This is a genomic window from Kosakonia sp. WA-90 (genome assembly GCF_039871955.1).
In the GTDB taxonomy this organism is placed as follows: domain Bacteria; phylum Pseudomonadota; class Gammaproteobacteria; order Enterobacterales; family Enterobacteriaceae; genus Kosakonia; species Kosakonia oryzendophytica.
Genome location: NZ_JBDPLJ010000002.1, coordinates 263,013 through 280,273, shown reverse-complemented (window position 1 = coordinate 280,273; position 17,261 = coordinate 263,013). Strand labels below are relative to the sequence as shown.

15 protein-coding genes are annotated in these 17,261 nt (G+C 55.8%); 2 read left to right on the top strand and 13 right to left on the bottom strand.

What is annotated here, in order from left to right; translation table 11 throughout:
• Nucleotides 1–20 precede the first annotated feature (20 nt).
• The 10 genes from ABGA49_RS04570 to pdxB all read right to left on the bottom strand — a co-directional run bounded on the left by ABGA49_RS04570 (nucleotide 21) and on the right by pdxB (nucleotide 9,773).
• Nucleotides 21–602: a UbiX family flavin prenyltransferase gene (locus ABGA49_RS04570; protein ID WP_088238134.1), complete on the bottom strand. Its 582-nt coding sequence runs from the start codon at nucleotides 600–602 to the stop codon at nucleotides 21–23.
• Nucleotides 603–695: 93 nt separating this feature from the next.
• On the bottom strand, nucleotides 696–2,213 hold the full coding sequence (purF, locus tag ABGA49_RS04565; RefSeq protein WP_061493890.1) for an amidophosphoribosyltransferase: 1,518 nt from the start codon (nucleotides 2,211–2,213) through the stop codon (nucleotides 696–698).
• 33 nt (nucleotides 2,214–2,246) lie between these two features.
• Nucleotides 2,247–2,735 (bottom strand): colicin V production protein, encoded by a 489-nt coding sequence (gene cvpA, locus ABGA49_RS04560; protein ID WP_061493889.1) that lies wholly within the window; start codon nucleotides 2,733–2,735, stop codon nucleotides 2,247–2,249.
• Nucleotides 2,736–2,999: 264 nt separating this feature from the next.
• The gene (dedD, locus tag ABGA49_RS04555) at nucleotides 3,000–3,716 is read right to left on the bottom strand and encodes a cell division protein DedD (protein ID WP_061493888.1); all 717 of its coding nucleotides are present in this window, start codon (nucleotides 3,714–3,716) and stop codon (nucleotides 3,000–3,002) included.
• On the bottom strand, nucleotides 3,706–4,974 hold the full coding sequence (gene folC, locus ABGA49_RS04550) for a bifunctional tetrahydrofolate synthase/dihydrofolate synthase (RefSeq protein WP_088238239.1): 1,269 nt from the start codon (nucleotides 4,972–4,974) through the stop codon (nucleotides 3,706–3,708). The genes dedD and folC overlap by 11 nt, the downstream gene beginning before the upstream one ends.
• Nucleotides 4,975–5,043: 69 nt before the next feature.
• Nucleotides 5,044–5,958 carry an acetyl-CoA carboxylase, carboxyltransferase subunit beta gene (gene accD / locus ABGA49_RS04545; RefSeq protein ID WP_061493887.1) on the bottom strand — a complete coding sequence of 305 codons (915 nt, stop codon included), beginning with the start codon at nucleotides 5,956–5,958 and terminating at the stop codon, nucleotides 5,044–5,046.
• Between the two features lie 103 nt (nucleotides 5,959–6,061).
• On the bottom strand, nucleotides 6,062–6,721 hold the full coding sequence (locus ABGA49_RS04540) for a DedA family protein (protein WP_061493886.1): 660 nt from the start codon (nucleotides 6,719–6,721) through the stop codon (nucleotides 6,062–6,064).
• Between the two features lie 27 nt (nucleotides 6,722–6,748).
• Nucleotides 6,749–7,561 carry a tRNA pseudouridine(38-40) synthase TruA gene (truA, locus tag ABGA49_RS04535; protein ID WP_061493885.1) on the bottom strand — a complete coding sequence of 271 codons (813 nt, stop codon included), beginning with the start codon at nucleotides 7,559–7,561 and terminating at the stop codon, nucleotides 6,749–6,751.
• On the bottom strand, nucleotides 7,561–8,574 hold the full coding sequence (locus ABGA49_RS04530; RefSeq protein ID WP_061493884.1) for an aspartate-semialdehyde dehydrogenase: 1,014 nt from the start codon (nucleotides 8,572–8,574) through the stop codon (nucleotides 7,561–7,563). Before ABGA49_RS04530 ends, truA begins: the two co-directional genes overlap by 1 nt.
• 62 nt (nucleotides 8,575–8,636) lie before the next feature.
• Entirely contained in the window at nucleotides 8,637–9,773 is a 1,137-nt protein-coding gene (gene pdxB / locus ABGA49_RS04525; RefSeq protein ID WP_061493883.1) for a 4-phosphoerythronate dehydrogenase PdxB, read from the bottom strand.
• Between the two features lie 110 nt (nucleotides 9,774–9,883).
• Here pdxB and flk point away from each other — a divergent pair, with 110 nt between their 5' ends.
• The gene (gene flk, locus ABGA49_RS04520; protein WP_088238137.1) at nucleotides 9,884–10,891 is read left to right on the top strand and encodes a flagella biosynthesis regulator Flk; all 1,008 of its coding nucleotides are present in this window, start codon (nucleotides 9,884–9,886) and stop codon (nucleotides 10,889–10,891) included.
• Nucleotides 10,892–10,945: 54 nt separating this feature from the next.
• Here the strand turns inward: flk and ABGA49_RS04515 are convergent, their stop codons facing one another.
• The 3 genes from ABGA49_RS04515 to fabB form a co-directional block, all read right to left on the bottom strand.
• Entirely contained in the window at nucleotides 10,946–12,376 is a 1,431-nt protein-coding gene (locus tag ABGA49_RS04515) for a 6-phospho-beta-glucosidase (protein ID WP_061493881.1), read from the bottom strand.
• Nucleotides 12,377–12,497: 121 nt separating this feature from the next.
• The gene (locus ABGA49_RS04510) at nucleotides 12,498–13,679 is read right to left on the bottom strand and encodes an MFS transporter (protein ID WP_061493880.1); all 1,182 of its coding nucleotides are present in this window, start codon (nucleotides 13,677–13,679) and stop codon (nucleotides 12,498–12,500) included.
• Nucleotides 13,680–13,890: 211 nt separating this feature from the next.
• On the bottom strand, nucleotides 13,891–15,105 hold the full coding sequence (fabB, locus tag ABGA49_RS04505; protein ID WP_061493879.1) for a beta-ketoacyl-ACP synthase I: 1,215 nt from the start codon (nucleotides 15,103–15,105) through the stop codon (nucleotides 13,891–13,893).
• 155 nt (nucleotides 15,106–15,260) lie between these two features.
• On the opposite strand from fabB, the gene mnmC reads away from it, so the two are divergent.
• Nucleotides 15,261–17,261: a bifunctional tRNA (5-methylaminomethyl-2-thiouridine)(34)-methyltransferase MnmD/FAD-dependent 5-carboxymethylaminomethyl-2-thiouridine(34) oxidoreductase MnmC gene (gene mnmC, locus ABGA49_RS04500; RefSeq protein ID WP_347665195.1), complete on the top strand. Its 2,001-nt coding sequence runs from the start codon at nucleotides 15,261–15,263 to the stop codon at nucleotides 17,259–17,261.

Below are 17,261 nucleotides of genomic sequence, written 5' to 3'. Positions count from 1 at the left end.
GCACGCCCTGTAGCAACGCACTATTTTGCAGCATCCCCCCCTTGCCAGCGGGTAAAAAGATCCTGCGGCAGGTCGATAGCAAACTGATCCAGCACGCGGTTGACCGTTTGATCAATGACATCGTCAAGGGTATGCGGGCGGTGATAAAACGCCGGAACCGGCGGCATGATCACCGCACCCAACTCAGCGGCCTGGGTCATTAAACGCAAGTGACCGAGATGCAGCGGGGTTTCCCGTACGCAAAGCACCAGCGGCCTGCGCTCTTTCAGCACCACATCCGCCGCGCGTGTGAGCAGACTGTCGGTATAGCTGTGCACAATGCCGGAGAGGGTTTTAATGGAACACGGCAGAATAACCATGCCTGCGGTTTTAAATGAGCCGGACGAGATACTGGCGGCGATATCGCGCGCGTCGTGCACCACATTCGCCAGCGACTGCACATCGCGCAGAGAAAAATCCGTTTCAAGAGAGAGGGTCTGACGGGCTGCCTGGCTCATGACCAGGTGGGTTTCAACTTCCGCCACATCACGCAGCACCTGTAACAGACGCACGCCGTAGATCGCGCCGCTGGCGCCGGAGATCCCCACAATTAGTCGTTTCATGATTGTCGCCCCTCTTTAGTGCGAGAACTTTGCCTGATTATAGAGGGCGTTGCAACAGGTTGCGCCCCTCACTGGCGGAGGGGCGCGACAGGATCAACCTTCGTTATGCATCTCTAAGCTTTCCACTTCGTTCTGGCGCTGCACAGCTTTGGCATCGTCGTTACGCAGGGAATCGAGATAGTCGAGATACTGCTGATTAACGTCTTTGGTCACGTAGACACCGTTAAATACCGAGCACTCGAACTGCTGGATATCCGGATTTTCCGCACGTACTGCATCAATCAGGTCGTTGAGATCCTGGAAGATCAGGCCGTCGGCGCCAATAATCTGGCGGATTTCATCGACCTCGCGACCGTGCGCGATAAGCTCATTCGCAGTAGGCATATCAATGCCGTACACATTCGGGAAGCGAATTTCCGGTGCAGCGGAAGCGAGATAAACTTTCTTCGCTCCGGCTTCACGCGCCATCTCGATAATCTGCTCAGAAGTGGTGCCGCGTACGATGGAGTCATCCACCAGCAGGACATTCTTATCACGGAATTCGGCGCGGTTGGCGTTCAGCTTGCGGCGCACGGATTTACGACGCAGTTGCTGACCCGGCATGATAAAGGTACGACCAACGTAACGGTTTTTCACAAAACCCTGGCGATACGGTTTACCGAGGATACGCGCGATTTCCAGCGCGATATCGCAGGAGGTTTCCGGAATCGGGATCACCACGTCGATGTCCAGGTCTTCCCATTCGCGGGCAATCTTCTCACCCAGCTTGGTGCCCATGTTGACGCGGGCGCTATAGACAGAGATTTTGTCGATAAAGGAGTCCGGGCGCGCAAAGTAGACGTATTCAAACAGGCACGGATTGCTGACCGGGTTATCCGCACACTGGCGGGTAAACAACTGACCTTTTTCGGTGATGTACACCGCTTCGCCCGGTGCGATATCGCGCAGGAATTCAAAGCCCAGCGTATCCAGTGCCACGCTTTCAGAGGCCACCATAAATTCCGTACGCCCATCACCGACATCACGTTTGCCAAGCACCAGCGGACGAATACCGTTCGGGTCGCGGAAGGCAACCATACCGTGGCCGATAATCATCGCCACGCAGGCGTATGCGCCGCGGATTTGGCGGTTAGTGGCGGCAACGGCGGCAAAAATATTGTCTGCTTCCAGCGGATAGTGGCGGAAATTATCCAGTTCGCTGGCAAAAATATTGAGCAGAATTTCAGAGTCAGATGTGGTGTTAATGTGGCGGCGCTTTTCTTCAAACAGCTTTTTACGCAACTCGTGTGCGTTGGTCAGATTGCCGTTATGCGCAAGCGTAATACCATACGGGGAGTTGACGTAAAAAGGCTGAGCTTCCGAGGCGCTGGAGCTGCCTGCGGTGGGATAGCGCACGTGGCCAATGCCCATGTTGCCCTGAAGACGCTGCATATGGCGGGCTTCAAAAACATCATTTACCAGACCGTTCGCTTTACGCAGACGGAAACAGTTGTTCGCATCAATAGTGATGATACCCGCTGCATCCTGCCCACGGTGCTGTAGCACCGTTAACGCGTCATAAATCGACTGGTTGACCGGCATAACACCGGCGATACCGACAATACCGCACATACGTCTTTTCCTCGTTAAGCCACATCTCAGGGGTTATGCCCTGGGCAAGAAACTCGACGAGCCTTGCAGATAGTCAAAGAACCATCTGATGATGAAGCTGAATTGCGGGATAAGCTGCGACTTTTGCCAGTCTTCGCTTTTCGACAGGCCTGTAAATGTATCAAGAAAGAACAGAATGGCGGCGACGATCAGCACGCCACGCAGCGCGCCAAAACAGATCCCCAACACCCTGTCTGTACCCGACAGGCCGGTTTTCTCCACCAGCGCCCCTAACACGTAGTTAACGATGGCGCCAACAATCAGCGTTGCGATAAACAGCACGGCGATGGCAATCCCATTGCGCACCAGTTCATCTTCAAAGCCCGTGAACCAGACAGACAGGTAAGTGTAGTAATGACTGGCAACAAAGAAAGCACAACCCCATGTCACCAGCGATAACGCTTCACGAACAAAGCCGCGGATCAGGCTTACCAGACAAGAAAAACCAATCACCGCAATGATGGCGTAATCAATCCAGACCATATGTGTCCCACGATTTTACGCCCTGTCGTCCAGTTCGGGGCGAATTCTAACAGAAAAAGAAAACGTTTGCGTAGGGATTTCCTTCCCGCGCGTAAATAAAAATGGCGCTGAAAAAATATTCAACGCCACGTTTCCGGTCGCCTGTATTTGGGCGTTATTCAGGCTTTTTCCTCCTCACTCAGACCCTCTTCCGGAAGAGTGAGGAAGGCGTCATGCGACGCACTCTACACATTGACTGAGGGCCGGGTTAAGGAGGCGTAACACTTAGTTCGGCGTATACCCCATCACCACGCCGCTTAACCCTGACAACTGATTAAGTTCGCTAAGGGAGCCTTTCAGCTTATCCCTCGACGCGTCGGGCCCGACCAGAATACGGGTGATTTTACCCTGAACCGGCGTGGTCGGCGATGTGTAAACGCGGTACCCTGCGCCACGCAATTTGCCCACGATTTCATTGACCTTATCGGCATTTTTCAACGCGCCAAGCTGCACCACATACGCCTTGCCGGTCGGTGTTGGCTTCTCATCTTGCGCTTTCGGCGGCTCGGCGGGCTCTTCGTTCGCCATCGCCAGCTGTTCGCTGGTCTTATCACGCACGGCCTGAGGTTGCGTTTGCTGTGGTGCCTGCGGTTTTGGCTGCGGTTTCTCAACCGGTTTAGGTTTTGTCACCGGCGGTGTGGTCACTTCCGGATTGGCATTGCCGCTGGCGGCAAGTCTTGAAGCATCGAGGGACGGCGCAGCCGCATCACCAGCCTGCACCTCTTCCGCTGCCCCTTCCGGCGGCTGGGCCGGCAGCGCCTGCGTTGCAGCCGGCATCATATCGGGTTCGTCGCGATCGCCAGGTTTCGGCACCAATGGGATCGCCGCGAATTCATCCTGGTAATGCTTTTTCTGCCCGTCGAGCAACCCGGGAAGAATGATCACCCCGAGCGCGACAAGCACAATAGTGCCCATTAAACGGTTCTGAAACTTACTTGCCACCGGTTCTCCCCGCGTCCATCGCTTCCATCACATGCGCTACAGTGTGGAACGATCCACACACCAGCACAGTATCACAGGCGTCGGCTTCCGCCATTGCCGCCTGCCAAGCCTGCGCCACATCCGGCCATGCGCGGCCAGAGGTCAAATGCGCCAGCAGTTGCTCCGCTGTAGCGCCACGCGGCCCTTCCAGAGGGGCACAATACCAGCTATCGACCACCGGCTCCAGACAGGCAAGCGTCCCGGCGATGTCTTTATCATGCAGCATGCCAATAACCGCCAGCACGCGTCCTTTTTTCGGCAACGCTGCCAGACGCCCGGCGAGGTAACCCGCTGCATGAGGATTATGCGCGACATCGAGAATAAGACGCGGCGACTCGCTCACAATCTGGAAACGTCCAGGTAGAATCGCTTTCGCGACCCCGTCGCGTATCGCCTGCTCGCTGACCTCCAGCTGGCTGGCCCGCAGTGCCGCCAGTGCAGTCGCCGCATTGGGTTGCGGTACCTGCGGCAGCGGCAGATGGTTCAGGTCGCCTTGCGCATCGCTAAAGTCCCAGCCGTCTGCATTCACGGTATAGCGCCATTCCACACCGCGACGCATTAATAACGCGCCCTTTTCCTGCGCAACGTCAGCAATGGTGTGCGGCATATCCGGCTCACCAACCACGGCGGGTTTACCGCTGCGGAAAACACCGGCTTTTTCCCGACCGATGCTTTCGCGATCCGGTCCCAGCCAGTCAGTGTGATCGAGTGCAATACTGGTTACCACGGCAACGTCGGCATCTACCATATTCGTGGCATCAAGACGGCCGCCAAGCCCCACTTCGAGGATCACCACATCCAGCGCAGCCTGCTTAAATAACCACAGCGCGGAGAGTGTACCGAATTCAAAATAGCTTAATGAGATGTCGCCACGCACGGCTTCGATTTCTGCAAAGGACGCAGTGTGTGCAGATTCGGCAAGTTCTTCCCCCTGCACGCGCACACGCTCTGTGTAACGCACCAGATGCGGGGAGCTGTAAACACCCACCCGATAGCCCGCCGCCAACAGAATAGACTCCAGCGTACGACAGGTGGTGCCTTTGCCATTGGTGCCAGCAACCGTAAAGACAAACGGCGCGGGGCGCAGCACATCCAGACGCGCCCCGACCTGGCTTACGCGATCAAGACCCAGATCGATGGTTTTACTGTGCAGATTTTCCAGATAAGAAAGCCACGCGGCCAGGGGCGACGTGGCTTGCGGAATGCGTTTAGTTTCCATGATGCCCGTTGATATGTACGGTTTGAAAAACAAAAGGGCAGTGCCTGGTGGCCCTGCCCTTCGGTATTATCAGGCGTCGCCTTCCTGAACTGGCGCCGATGGGATCACCGTGCCAACATGCGTATCGTCCGGATCCGGCGAGGGCAGATTCATCAGCTTCGCCAGAATGCGCGCCAGTTTCAGGCGCAGTTCCGGGCGGCGGATAATCATATCGATAGCGCCTTTTTCGATCAGGAACTCACTGCGCTGGAATCCCGGCGGCAGTTTTTCACGCACGGTCTGTTCAATGACGCGCGGACCGGCAAACCCGATCAGCGCTTTCGGCTCAGCGATGTTCAGATCGCCCAGCATCGCGAAGCTCGCGGAAACGCCACCCATGGTCGGATCGGTCAGTACCGAAATATACGGCAGGCCGCGCTCCTGCATTTTTGCCAGTGCGGCGGAGGTTTTCGCCATCTGCATCAGTGACATTAACGCTTCCTGCATACGTGCACCGCCGGAAGCGGAGAAGCAGATCAGCGGGCAGTTATCTTCCAGCGCCTGCTCAACTGCACGCACGAAACGCGCGCCAACGACAGAGCCCATCGAACCGCCCATAAAAGCAAACTCAAACGCCGCCGCAACAACCGGCATGCCATGCAGCGTGCCTTTCATGACCACCAGCGCATCTTTCTCGCCGGTCTCTTTCTGGGCTGTCGCCAGACGGTCTTTGTATTTTTTGGAATCACGGAACTTCAGCACGTCTTTCGGCTCAAGTTCGCTACCCAGTTCCACCAGTGAACCTTCATCCAGCAGGCTATGCAGGCGATTACGCGCTGTCATACGCATGTGGTGGTCACATTTCGGGCAGACCTCAAGGTTACGCTCCAGCTCGGCACGGTACAGCACCTGGCCGCAGCTATCGCATTTTGTCCACACACCTTCAGGGATGCTTGCCTTACGGGTGGGGGTAATGTTGCTCTTAATTCTTTCAATCCAGCTCATTGATAACCTTTATACATGAACCTGGTAGCCCATAAATGGTGCACATTAAAACATAACGGTTCGCAACTTGGGATAAAAAAGTGGTCGAACCGCCGTTGACTTCTTATTTTGCCTGTCGCGCCGCGGCGCGGCGGTGGCGAATAATCTCAAACACACCGGGAAGTATAGACACCACGATGATTCCCACAATCAGCAGCTTAAGATTCTCCTGGATTGCCGGAATGGTGCCAAAGAAATACCCGGCGTAGGTAAACAGGAGTACCCACAACAGCGCGCCTACAACGTTATAGGCGGCGAAATGGCGATAAGACATATGCCCCATACCGGCGACAAAAGGCGCGAAAGTACGCACTATCGGCACAAAACGCGCCAGAATAATCGTTTTGCCGCCGTGTTTCTCATAAAACTGATGGGTTTTATCAAGATAGCTGCGACGGAACACCTTCGAATTCGGGTTGCTGAATAATCGCTCACCGAATAGCCGCCCGATAGTGTAGTTCACCGCATCACCGGCAATCGCCGCAATCAGCATGAGTAACACCATGGTGTGAACATTCAGATCATTGGTTTCCAGCGATGCCAGCGCACCGGCGACGAACAGCAGAGAATCCCCCGGCAGAAACGGCGTGACCACCAGCCCGGTTTCGCAAAACAGGATCACGAACAGGATCGCGTACACCCACACGCCATATTGCGCCACCAGTTCCGCCAGATGAACGTCAATGTGCAGGATGAAATCAATCAGAAAGCGTATTAAGTCCATATGTACTTATGCCTTTTTCAATTGCGACTAGTCCGCCAGGAACAGCGGGCCCATTGGCGCAGAGGGAAGGTCAAAACGCTGTGGGTAATCCACCGACACCAGATACAGTCCTTCCGCTTTCGCCGTTGCTGCTGCCAGCGTTCTGTCCTTTACCGCCAGCAACTCTGCTATCCAGCTCTCCGGCTGGTTGTTGGCACCTACTTCCATCAGGCTGCCGACAATATTCCTGACCATATGATGTACAAAGGCATTGGCTTTGATATCGACCACCACATAAGGGCCGTGACGACTGACATTAATGTGCATCAGATTGCGCCACGGTGTGCGCGACTGGCACTGCACCGCGCGAAACGAGGTAAAGTCATTTTCACCGATAAGACACTGTGCGGCGCGATGCATCCGCTCTGCGTCCAGCGGATGGTAGTAATGTGTTACGCCCATGCCTAACACCGCAGGACGCAAGCGATGATTATAAATGACGTAACGGTAACGGCGAGCCGTTGCGCTGAAACGGGCATGAAAATCATCGGGGACATCTTTCATCCAACGTACCGCGATGTCACCAGGTAAATTCGCATTTACACCCAACGTCCAGGCTGCCGCTTTGCGCAGCGCGGTGGTTTCAAAATGCACCACCTGACCGGTTGCGTGCACCCCTGCGTCCGTACGCCCGGCACAAAACACGGTGATCGGTTCATTCGCAACTTGCGAGAGCGCTTTTTCCAGCTTCTCCTGCACGCTACGCACTTCCTGCTGACGCTGCCAGCCGTAATATTTGCTGCCGTCGTACTCAATGCCAAGAGCGATTTTGTAGATCGGCGCTTTCAGCTCGTCCTGCATCAGTACAGATACTCCTGCACCAGTTTTTCAGCGATTTTCACCGCCATCAGCGCGCCGCCGAAGCGAACATTATCCGCCACGGACCAGAACTGGATCTGCTCCGGCATGCCGTAATCATTACGCACGCAGCCCACGGAGAGGTGTGCCTGGCCGGACGCATCGCCCACCTGCGTCGGGAAATCGTTCTCTTCCGACAATGCAATATCTTCAAAACGACCGAACGCATCGCGCGCTTCTTCTGCCGCCAGCGGACGCATGGCTTCAAAGTTCACCATCTGCGCATGACCGTAGAACACCGGCGACTGCACGCAACTGGCAGAGATCATTAACCCATCGTCCTGCAAAATTTTACGTGTCTGATCGATAATCACGCGCTCTTCGCGCACGCTGCCTTCGCGGTCAGCCAACAACGGCAACATATTGAACGCCAACTGGCGACCAAAGTAGTCATCTTCATCAATCGGGATACCGTTCAACAGCTTGGCGCTCTGCCCTGCCAGCGCATCGACGGCCTTTTTGCCATTACGTGAAACGGACAGCATACTGGTCACCGCAATACGTGACAGCCCACCTTCGTCAATCAGCGGTTTCAGCGCCGCCAGCAACTGACTGGTCAGGCTGTCCGGGACGGCAATAATGTTACGATTGCGGTAATCCGCCAGCACAAACGGGTTGATATCCGGCATCACCAGCGGCACATCCGGCTCCAGCGCGAATAAGCCGCTGGAGTCGATAACCAGACACCCCGCATTCGTCGCGTCCTCAATACAGGTTGCAGACGCCTGTGCGCCAGCCACGAAGAACGCCAGTTGCGCTTGCGTCCAGTCAAACTCAGCCGCGTCTTCCACACGCACGGTTTTGCCTGCAAAACGCAGGGTTTCGCCGACGCTTTCGCGTGTTGCCAGCGCATACAGTTCGCCTACCGGGAACTGGCGCTCCGCCAGCGTTTCGAGCAAGGCTTCTCCGACAGCGCCCGTCGCGCCGAGAACGGCAATATTCCAGCCTTCAGACATGGTGAATTACTCCAGAAAAAAGCGTCCTTGCCGGAGTGTCGGCAAGGAGCATTAAGAAGACATTAACGAACCGGGGTATGAACGGCGTTGAAGCCCAGTTTAAGCAACAACGCAGCAGCGTCAGCGTCATCGCACTGAACATACAATGATGACCATTCGCGACGCTCAAGATAATGTTTACGCAGTTTATCGAACTCACCCGGTGTGCCCGCTACTTTTCGCAGCAATGCATCGTCGCGGCGCACATCATACACCAAATGAACCAGCCTTTTCAGCGTTGACTGATCAAGCCCACCATGCAGCGTAATGCGGCCAAATTCCGGGGCCGGCAGCAGCGTATCCAGCGCCACCTGTTGGCGTTTACCAATAAATTCACTATAGGCTTCAAAGACCTGCGTTGTCCCACGTGCTTTGCCTTCAAGCGTATAACCGGCGATATGCGCCGTACCGATGTCCACGCGATCCAGCAGCGCCACGTTCAGATCCGGCTCCGGCTCCCATACGTCAAGCACCACACTCAACGCCTGACCGGCTTGTAGCCGCTGCAACAGCGCGGCATTATCCACCACCGGTCCGCGACAGGCATTAATCAGAATAGTGCCAGGCTTGAGGCGGGCAATCAGCGCCTCATCCGCCAGGTGCAGCGTTTTATACGGGCCATCTTTAAACAGTGGCGTATGGAAAGTCAGGACATCCGCCTCACGCACTAACTCGTCAAGGCTACGGAAATCGCCCGCATCACCGCGATCGGCGCGCGGCGGATCGCACAGCAATGTGCGGATCCCTAAGGCTTCCAGCCGCGCCTGCAAGCGCCCGCCAACGTTACCCACGCCGACAATACCCACCGTACGATCGGTAAGCGCAAAACCGTCACGTTCCGCCAGCATCAGCAGTGAAGAGAACACATATTCCACCACTGCAATTGCATTACAGCCGGGCGCGGCGGAAAAAGCGATCCCCGCCTGTTCCAGCCAGGCATCATCCACATGATCGGTACCTGCGGTTGCCGTACCGACAAATTTGATCCCCGTTCCCTGCAATAACGCAGCATTGACTTTCGTTACCGATCGCACCATTAAGGCATCGGCATCCGCCAGTTCCGCCACCGGGATCGGGCGACCTGGAACAGCTTTAACCTCACCCAAACGACTGAAGAGATCGCGGGCGTAAGGCATATTTTCATCAACAAGGATTTTCACTAGAGTACCTGTTTGAGAACGGGAGTTGAGCGCGCAAGTGTGCCATAATCTGGCGGCCAGGCATACCCGCAATGCCGACAACGCCATGCGAGAGTAAGAGGATTTTCATGATGCAACCCATTCAGGGTGCCCCCGGGCGCCCTCCCGGGCAGGAGCCGCTACAAACCGGCAGTGTTCCCGGTGAACTACCTTTATCCAGTGTGCAACGCACGGTGCTGGAACGCCTGGTTATTCGCCTGATCGCGTTGACGCAGCAACAGAGCGCAGAAGTCTGGGCTGGCGTGAAACACGATTTAGGGCTGAAGAACGATGCGCCGCTGCTTTCCCGCCACTTTCCGGCTGCAGAGCAGAATCTGAATCAGCGGGTGGAAACCGCCACGCAAAACCATACCACCCGGCAGATAATCTCACAGTTGACCGAACTCCTGGGCCAGGGGAATAACCGCCAGGCAGTGAGTGATTTTATTCGCCAGCAGTTCGGGCAGACGGCGCTGAGCCAGTTGACGCCGCAACAACTGAAAACCGTACTGACGATGCTGCAAAACAACCAGATTGTTATTCCGCAACCGCAGCAGCGCCCGGCCACCGAGCGCCCGTTACTGCCTGCGGAGCACAATTCGCTTAACCAGGCGGTGACAAAACTGGCGGCAGCGACAGGCGAATCCGGCAAGCTTATCTGGCAGTCGATGCTGGAACTGTCCGGGGTGAAAACAGGTGAGCTGATCCCGGCAAAGCACTTCGCCCCGCTGATGACGTGGCTACAGGCGCGCCAGACACTGAGCACCCATCCCGCGCCGACGCTGCACACGGTGCAAACTGCGTTGAAACAGCCGCTGGATCCCATCGAGATGCGCACGATGACGGAATATGCGCAGCAAAACTGGCAAGCGACACCGCAAACGGTACTGACCACGGCACAGGTGCAGGATATTCTCAATCAGGTGTTTTTACGCCGCACCGAGCGTTCGCCGGAAGCGCTGGAGATCCGCAATATTCAGCCGATCTACAGCCCGTTTGTCGCACCAATTATTGAGACGGTTAAATCGATTTCCACCCGACCGGGTTTGTTCTTTATCGCGCTGCTGGTCGTTGCGTTCCTGTTCTGGCTGGTGAGCTAAAAAAGGCCCGACGGCGTTCACGCCTGTCGGGCCTGTAGTCTTATCCGGCTTAACTTAAATATTCTCGCCGTTTTGTTTGATCACATCCTGATACCACCAGAACGATTTTTTGCGGCTGCGCGCCAGCGTCCCGTTACCGTCATTGTCTTTATCGACGTAGATCATACCGTACCGTTTTTTCATCTCGCCGGTACCTGCCGAGACCAGATCGATACAGCCCCACGGCGTATACCCCATTAAATCGACGCCATCCTCAACCACCGCTTTTTTCATTTCACTGATATGGTTGCGCATATAGTCAATACGGTACTGGTCATTGACGATACCGTCACTTTCCGGTTGATCAATGGCACCGAACCCGTTTTCCACAATAAACAGCGGGAGCTGGTAAAGGTCGTAGAAATAATTGAGCGAATAACGTAAGCCAACCGGATCAATTTGCCAGCCCCAGTCCGACGCTTTGACATAGGGGTTTTTCACCAGGCTTTTGGTTTCGTCATAGTCCAACTGTGGATTGTCTTCCATCGCTTTGGTGACGAAGGACATGTAATAACTAAAGCCGATATAGTCGACGCAACCACGTGTCAGGATCTGCAGGTCATCGTCGGTAATATCGAGTTTAAATGCCCGGCGGGCGAAATAATTGAGCAGATGCTGCGGGTAATAGCCACGCACATGCACATCGGTAAACCAGTAACGGCGGTGCATGGCCACCACCGACATCATCATATCGTTGGGATCGCAGGTTAACGGGTAAATCGGACACATGGCGATCATGCAGCCAATTTTAAAATCCGGATTGATTTTATGCCCGGCTTCTACCGCCAGCGCACTGGCGACCAGCTCGTAATGCGCGGCCTGATACATGATGACTTCACGATCTTCACCGGGTTGGTATTTCACCCCGGAGTTGGTAAATGGCGCAAAATCTTCGTGGTAGTTGGCCTGATTATTGATTTCGTTGAACGTCATCCAGTATTTCACCTTGCCGCGATAGCGGGTGAAAACGGTGCTGGCGAAGCGCACAAAGAAATCGATCATCTTACGGTTACGCCAGCCACCATATTCGGTGACAAGGTGATAAGGCATTTCGAAGTGAGAAAGGGTGATGACCGGTTCGATGTTGTATTTCAGGCACTCATCAAAGAGATCATCGTAAAATTGCAGCCCCGCTTCATTTGGCTCCTGTTCGTCCCCTTTCGGGAAAATACGCGTCCAGGCAATCGAGGTGCGAAAGCATTTAAATCCCATCTCGGCGAACAGCTTAATATCGTCTTTATAGCGATGGTAAAAGTCGATGGCATCATGGTTGGGGTAGTTTTTACCAGGCAGCACGCCATCAGTAATTTCACGCGGTACGCCGTGCGCACCGGCGGTCATAACATCGGCAACGCTGACACCTTTGCCGCCCTCTTGCCAGCCGCCTTCAAGCTGATGTGCCGCTACCGCACCACCCCATAAAAAATCCGCTTTAAACCCGGGCATATCACTCTCCTTTCGCTAATGATGCTGAAAGAATAAACAAGCCAGCGGTGACATAACATCACCGCTGTCTCGTTTTGTGAAACCGGTTGCAAAGAGAGTCATCCGCGCTGTCGGTACGCGATTATTTATGTGAACGAAAAGCGATTAACGTCACCACAATACCCATAACTGCAGAGATCGCGCCGGCCAGGAACACAGAGGAATACCCCAAAGACGTCGCAATCAGACCGGTTAACGGGCCGGTCAAGGCATACGAGATATCCTGAAAGGCAGCATACCCACCAAGCGCCGTCCCCCGTACCTGTGGCGGTACGCGTTTCACCACTTCGACGCCCAGCGCCGGGAAGATCAACGAACAACCGCAACCGGTTAATGCTGCGCCCAACAGCGCCATCCACGCGCCGTGCGCTTGCCACAGCAGCACCAGGCCAAGGGTTTCAATCACCAACGAGACAATGGCGACGCGCACCCCGCCGAAACGGTCCGGCATCCAGCCGAACAGGATGCGCATCAGCACAAATGCGCCGCCAAAAGCCGTCAGGGTAAAACCGGCCATTGGCCAGCCCTGGCTGGCGAAATAGAGCGAGACAAACGTACCAATCACCGCAAAACCCACGCCCTGCAAGGCGAGCCCGAGGCCCGGCTGCCAGATAAGCCCTACGACGCTCCATAACGACGGGCGGCCCCCTGTATGCGCAGGAACGCTGCGCACGCTGCCGTTAAACGCCCACGCGACAAGCGGTAACAGCATGGTGGTTGCCGCCAGAACAGCAAAACCAAAATGGCTGTGGATCATCAGCCCCAGCGGCGCCCCGGCGGCCAGTGCGCCGTAAATCGCCATGCCATTCCACGACATCACTTTGCCGGAACGTGCAGGCCCCACCAGCCCCATGCCCCACGTCAACGTGCCGGTCAGCAACTGGCTTTCGCCGAACCCCAGGATCAGACGCCCGATAACCAGCAACGCGAATTTCACCATCGGCTCCACCGGCAATAGCGCGGCCAGCAACCAGGCCACTCCCGCCAGCCCACAGGCAAACATCCCCTGCAATGCTGAACGCTTAGCGCCAAACTGGTCCGCCAGGCGACCGGCATAACCGCGCGTTAGCACCGTGGCAAGAAACTGAATGCCCACGGCGATGCCAACCAGGGTGTTGCCATAACCCAGTTCATTGTGCACAAACAATGGGATCACCGGTAACGGCAGCCCGACGGTCATATACGTCAGAAAAACCGCAAAAGCGATGCGAAACAGCGAGACATTCGCTGAAGAGGAACGAACAGATTGTGTTTCTACAGACATGCATTACTCCATAACGCAGAGTAAGGCGGGATTGGGAAGTGCCCACGCCCCCTCTACCTGAGTGCCAGGATTAAGGTGCGTTGGATAACGTTAAACGCTTACGCATTATCGTATTGATAATGTTGCGGTGTGGAGTTTGCCTGCCACAGTGACAGGTTGTCAACGCATAAAAAAAGGGAGCCTCAGGCTCCCTTTATCTGTTTGCTTATGGTTACTTCAGTTTGCGCATAACGAGCGTGGCGTTTGTGCCGCCGAAACCGAAGCTGTTGGACATTACCGTCGTCAGTGCGGCATCAGTCGGTTTGGTCACAATGTTCAGGCCGGCCGCTTGCTCATCCAGCTCTTCTACGTTGATGCTCGGCGCGATAAAGCCGTGTTCCAGCATCAACAGCGAGTAGATGGCTTCCTGTACACCGGCAGCGCCAAGAGAGTGACCGGTCATCGCTTTGGTCGCGGAGATTGCCGGGCTGTTATCACCGAACACTTCGCGGATAGCACCCAGTTCTTTCACGTCGCCAACCGGCGTCGAGGTACCGTGGGAGTTCAGGTAATCAATCGGCGTATCCACACCGTGCATTGCCATCTTCATGCAGCGTACTGCGCCTTCGCCTGACGGAGCCACCATGTCAGCACCATCGGACGTTGCGCCGTAACCGACGATCTCCGCATAGATATGCGCGCCGCGCGCCAGTGCGTGCTCCAGCTCTTCAACCACAACCATACCGCCGCCGCCTGCGATAACGAAACCATCGCGGTGTGCGTCATAAGTACGGGAAGCTTTGTCCGGCGTCTCGTTGTATTTGGTGGAGAGTGCGCCCATCGCGTCGAACTCACAGGCCATTTCCCAGCACAGCTCTTCACCACCGCCAGCAAAAACGATGTCCTGTTTGCCCAGTTGAATCTGCTCTACCGCATTACCAATGCAGTGCGCAGAAGTAGCACATGCAGAACTGATGGAGTAGTTCACACCGTGAATTTTAAACGGCGTTGCGAGACAAGCGGATACCGCAGACGCCATCGCTTTGGTCACCACATACGGACCGACCGCTTTCAGACCACGCGGGCTACGCATTGCGTCAGCGCCAAAGACCTGAGATTTAGAAGAACCGCCAGAACCGGCAATCAGGCCCACGCGCGGATTGTTCTGATAAACCTCTTCTTTCAGGCCAGCATCTTCAATCGCCTGCTGCATGGAGAGATAGGAATAGATAGAGGCATCGTTCATGAAACGAACCACTTTACGGTCAATCAAACCGGTCGTGTCCAGTTTAATGTTGCCCCATACGTGGCTGCGCATGCCGGAATCTTTGAATTCCTGAGAGAATGTGATCCCTGAGCGCCCTTCACGCAGAGATGCCAGGACTTCCTGCTGGTTGTTACCAATGCTGGAAACGATGCCCAGGCCAGTAATCACTGCACGTTTCATTCAATACCCCTAAGTCGCACTAATTAAGTTTCGTGTCGCAAGATAGCGTACACTTGTACGCCGAACAAGTCCGATCAGACAATTTGTGAGGAAATTTGCGCCTTTCCTTGACGACCGTTAAGATCGTGCCACTGCCTGATGGACGAGTAACTTACGTGAAACAAACCGCTATACAATCCGCCAACCTCGAATTCAACGCTGAGGGTACACCTGTTTCCCGAGATTTCGACGATGTCTACTTCTCTAATGATAACGGGCTGGAAGAGACGCGTTATGTCTTTCTCGGCGGTAATCAGCTTGAACAGCGTTTTCCGGCGCATTCCCGTCCGCTGTTTATCGTGGCGGAGAGCGGGTTTGGCACCGGGCTGAATTTCCTGACCTTGTGGCAGGCATTCGCGGCCTTTCGCGTAGCACATCCCGACGCTACCCTGGAAAGATTACATTTCATCAGTTTTGAAAAATTTCCGCTGACCGCAGACGATCTGTGTAAAGCCCATGCCCACTGGCCGGAGCTTGCCCCTTGGGCAGAGCAGTTGCAAGCGCAGTGGCCGTTGCCATTTGCGGGCTGCCACCGTGTATTACTTGATGAAGGGCGCGTTACGCTGGATCTCTGGTTCGGCGATATCAACACGCTGACGGAGAAGCTGGACGATTCGTTAAACCAGCGCGTGGATGCCTGGTTCCTCGACGGTTTCGCGCCGGCGAAAAATCCGGATATGTGGACTCCGGCGCTGTTTCAGGCCATGGCGCGCCTCGCCAGACCTGGCGGCACGCTGGCGACCTTTACCTCTGCGGGTTTTGTGCGCCGCGGATTGCAAGATGCCGGGTTTACCATGCACAAGCGCAAGGGATTTGGCCGTAAACGCGAAATGTTGACCGGAGTGATGGAACAAACGCTCGCCCCCACGCCCCGCGCGCCGTGGTTTGCCCGAAGCGCTGCCCGTGCGCGCGAAGTGGCACTGATTGGCGGCGGTGTAGCCAGCGCCCTGCTCTCTCTGGCGTTGTTGCGCCGTGGCTGGCAGGTGACGCTCTACTGCGCCGACAGTGCTCCGGCAGAAGGGGCATCCGGCAACCGCCAGGGGGCGCTTTATCCGCTCCTCAGCGCGCATGACCCGGCGCTGGCACACTTCTTCCCTGCTGCTTTTACCTTTGCCCGCCGGCTTTACGACGCGTTACCACTGGCGTTTGATCACCAATGGTGCGGTGTGACGCAACTGGGTTGGGATGGAAAAAGTCAGCAGAAGATTGCGCAGATGCTGACGCTGGAATTACCGGGTGCGCTGGCCCACGGAGTGGATGCGCTAACCGTTCAGACCCTGACCGGCGTTAATACCGGCTGTGGCGGCATCACCTATCCGGCGGGCGGCTGGCTCTGCCCGGCACAGCTGACGGCGGCAGCCATCGCGCTGGCCTGTGAACAGGGTTTGCAGGTGCACTACGGGCATGACGTACAGCAGCTCACGCCTGCGGATAATGGCTGGCAACTGCATTTTCACCACGGCGAAGCACAGCAACATGCGGTGGTGGTACTGGCTAACGGGCACCGCATCAACCAGTTTGCACAGACGGAACACCTGCCTGTCTACCCGGTTGCCGGGCAGGTCAGTCATATCCCGACCACACCCGCGCTGGCTGAACTGCGTCAGGTACTCTGTTACGACGGTTATCTGACACCGCAAAACCCGCTTAATCATCATCACTGTATCGGCGCCAGTTACCATCGCGGGCAGGCGCAGGCAGCGTATAGCGAAGCGGATCAACAACAGAATCGCCAGCGCTTGCTGGACTGCTTGCCACAAGCTGAGTGGGCTAAAGAGGTGGATATCCGCGCCGGTGAAGCCCGCTGCGGCGTGCGTTGCGCCACGCGTGATCATCTGCCCATGGTGGGCAATGTTGCGGATTATGAGGCAACGCTGGTGGCATACACGCAGCATGCCACTGAGGCAGGAAATACCGTCAGCGCGCCCGTTTATAAGGGGCTGTTCATGTTAGGCGCACTCGGTTCGCGCGGTTTATGCAGCGCCCCGCTGGCGGCGGAAATTCTGGCATCGCAGATGAGCGATGAGCCTATCCCGCTGGACGGCGAAACGCTGGCAGCGATGAATCCGAACCGGTTATGGGTGAGAAAGTTATTAAAGGGCAAAACGGTAAAATAA

Excerpts from the sequence above, each read along its gene's own strand:
- fabB (WP_061493879.1), bottom strand. The coding sequence starts at position 15,105 with ATGAAACGTGCAGTGATTACTGGCCTGGGCATCGTTTCCAGCATTGGT.
- folC (WP_088238239.1), bottom strand. The coding sequence starts at position 4,974 with ATGGAAACTAAACGCATTCCGCAAGCCACGTCGCCCCTGGCCGCGTGG.
- ABGA49_RS04515 (WP_061493881.1), bottom strand. The coding sequence starts at position 12,376 with ATGCCCGGGTTTAAAGCGGATTTTTTATGGGGTGGTGCGGTAGCGGCA.
- ABGA49_RS04510 (WP_061493880.1), bottom strand. The coding sequence starts at position 13,679 with ATGTCTGTAGAAACACAATCTGTTCGTTCCTCTTCAGCGAATGTCTCG.
- ABGA49_RS04540 (WP_061493886.1), bottom strand. The coding sequence starts at position 6,721 with ATGGACTTAATACGCTTTCTGATTGATTTCATCCTGCACATTGACGTT.
- cvpA (WP_061493889.1), bottom strand. The coding sequence starts at position 2,735 with ATGGTCTGGATTGATTACGCCATCATTGCGGTGATTGGTTTTTCTTGT.
- truA (WP_061493885.1), bottom strand. The coding sequence starts at position 7,561 with ATGCAGGACGAGCTGAAAGCGCCGATCTACAAAATCGCTCTTGGCATT.
- ABGA49_RS04530 (WP_061493884.1), bottom strand. The coding sequence starts at position 8,574 with ATGTCTGAAGGCTGGAATATTGCCGTTCTCGGCGCGACGGGCGCTGTC.
- accD (WP_061493887.1), bottom strand. The coding sequence starts at position 5,958 with ATGAGCTGGATTGAAAGAATTAAGAGCAACATTACCCCCACCCGTAAG.
- flk (WP_088238137.1), top strand. The coding sequence starts at position 9,884 with ATGCAACCCATTCAGGGTGCCCCCGGGCGCCCTCCCGGGCAGGAGCCG.
- purF (WP_061493890.1), bottom strand. The coding sequence starts at position 2,213 with ATGTGCGGTATTGTCGGTATCGCCGGTGTTATGCCGGTCAACCAGTCG.
- ABGA49_RS04570 (WP_088238134.1), bottom strand. The coding sequence starts at position 602 with ATGAAACGACTAATTGTGGGGATCTCCGGCGCCAGCGGCGCGATCTAC.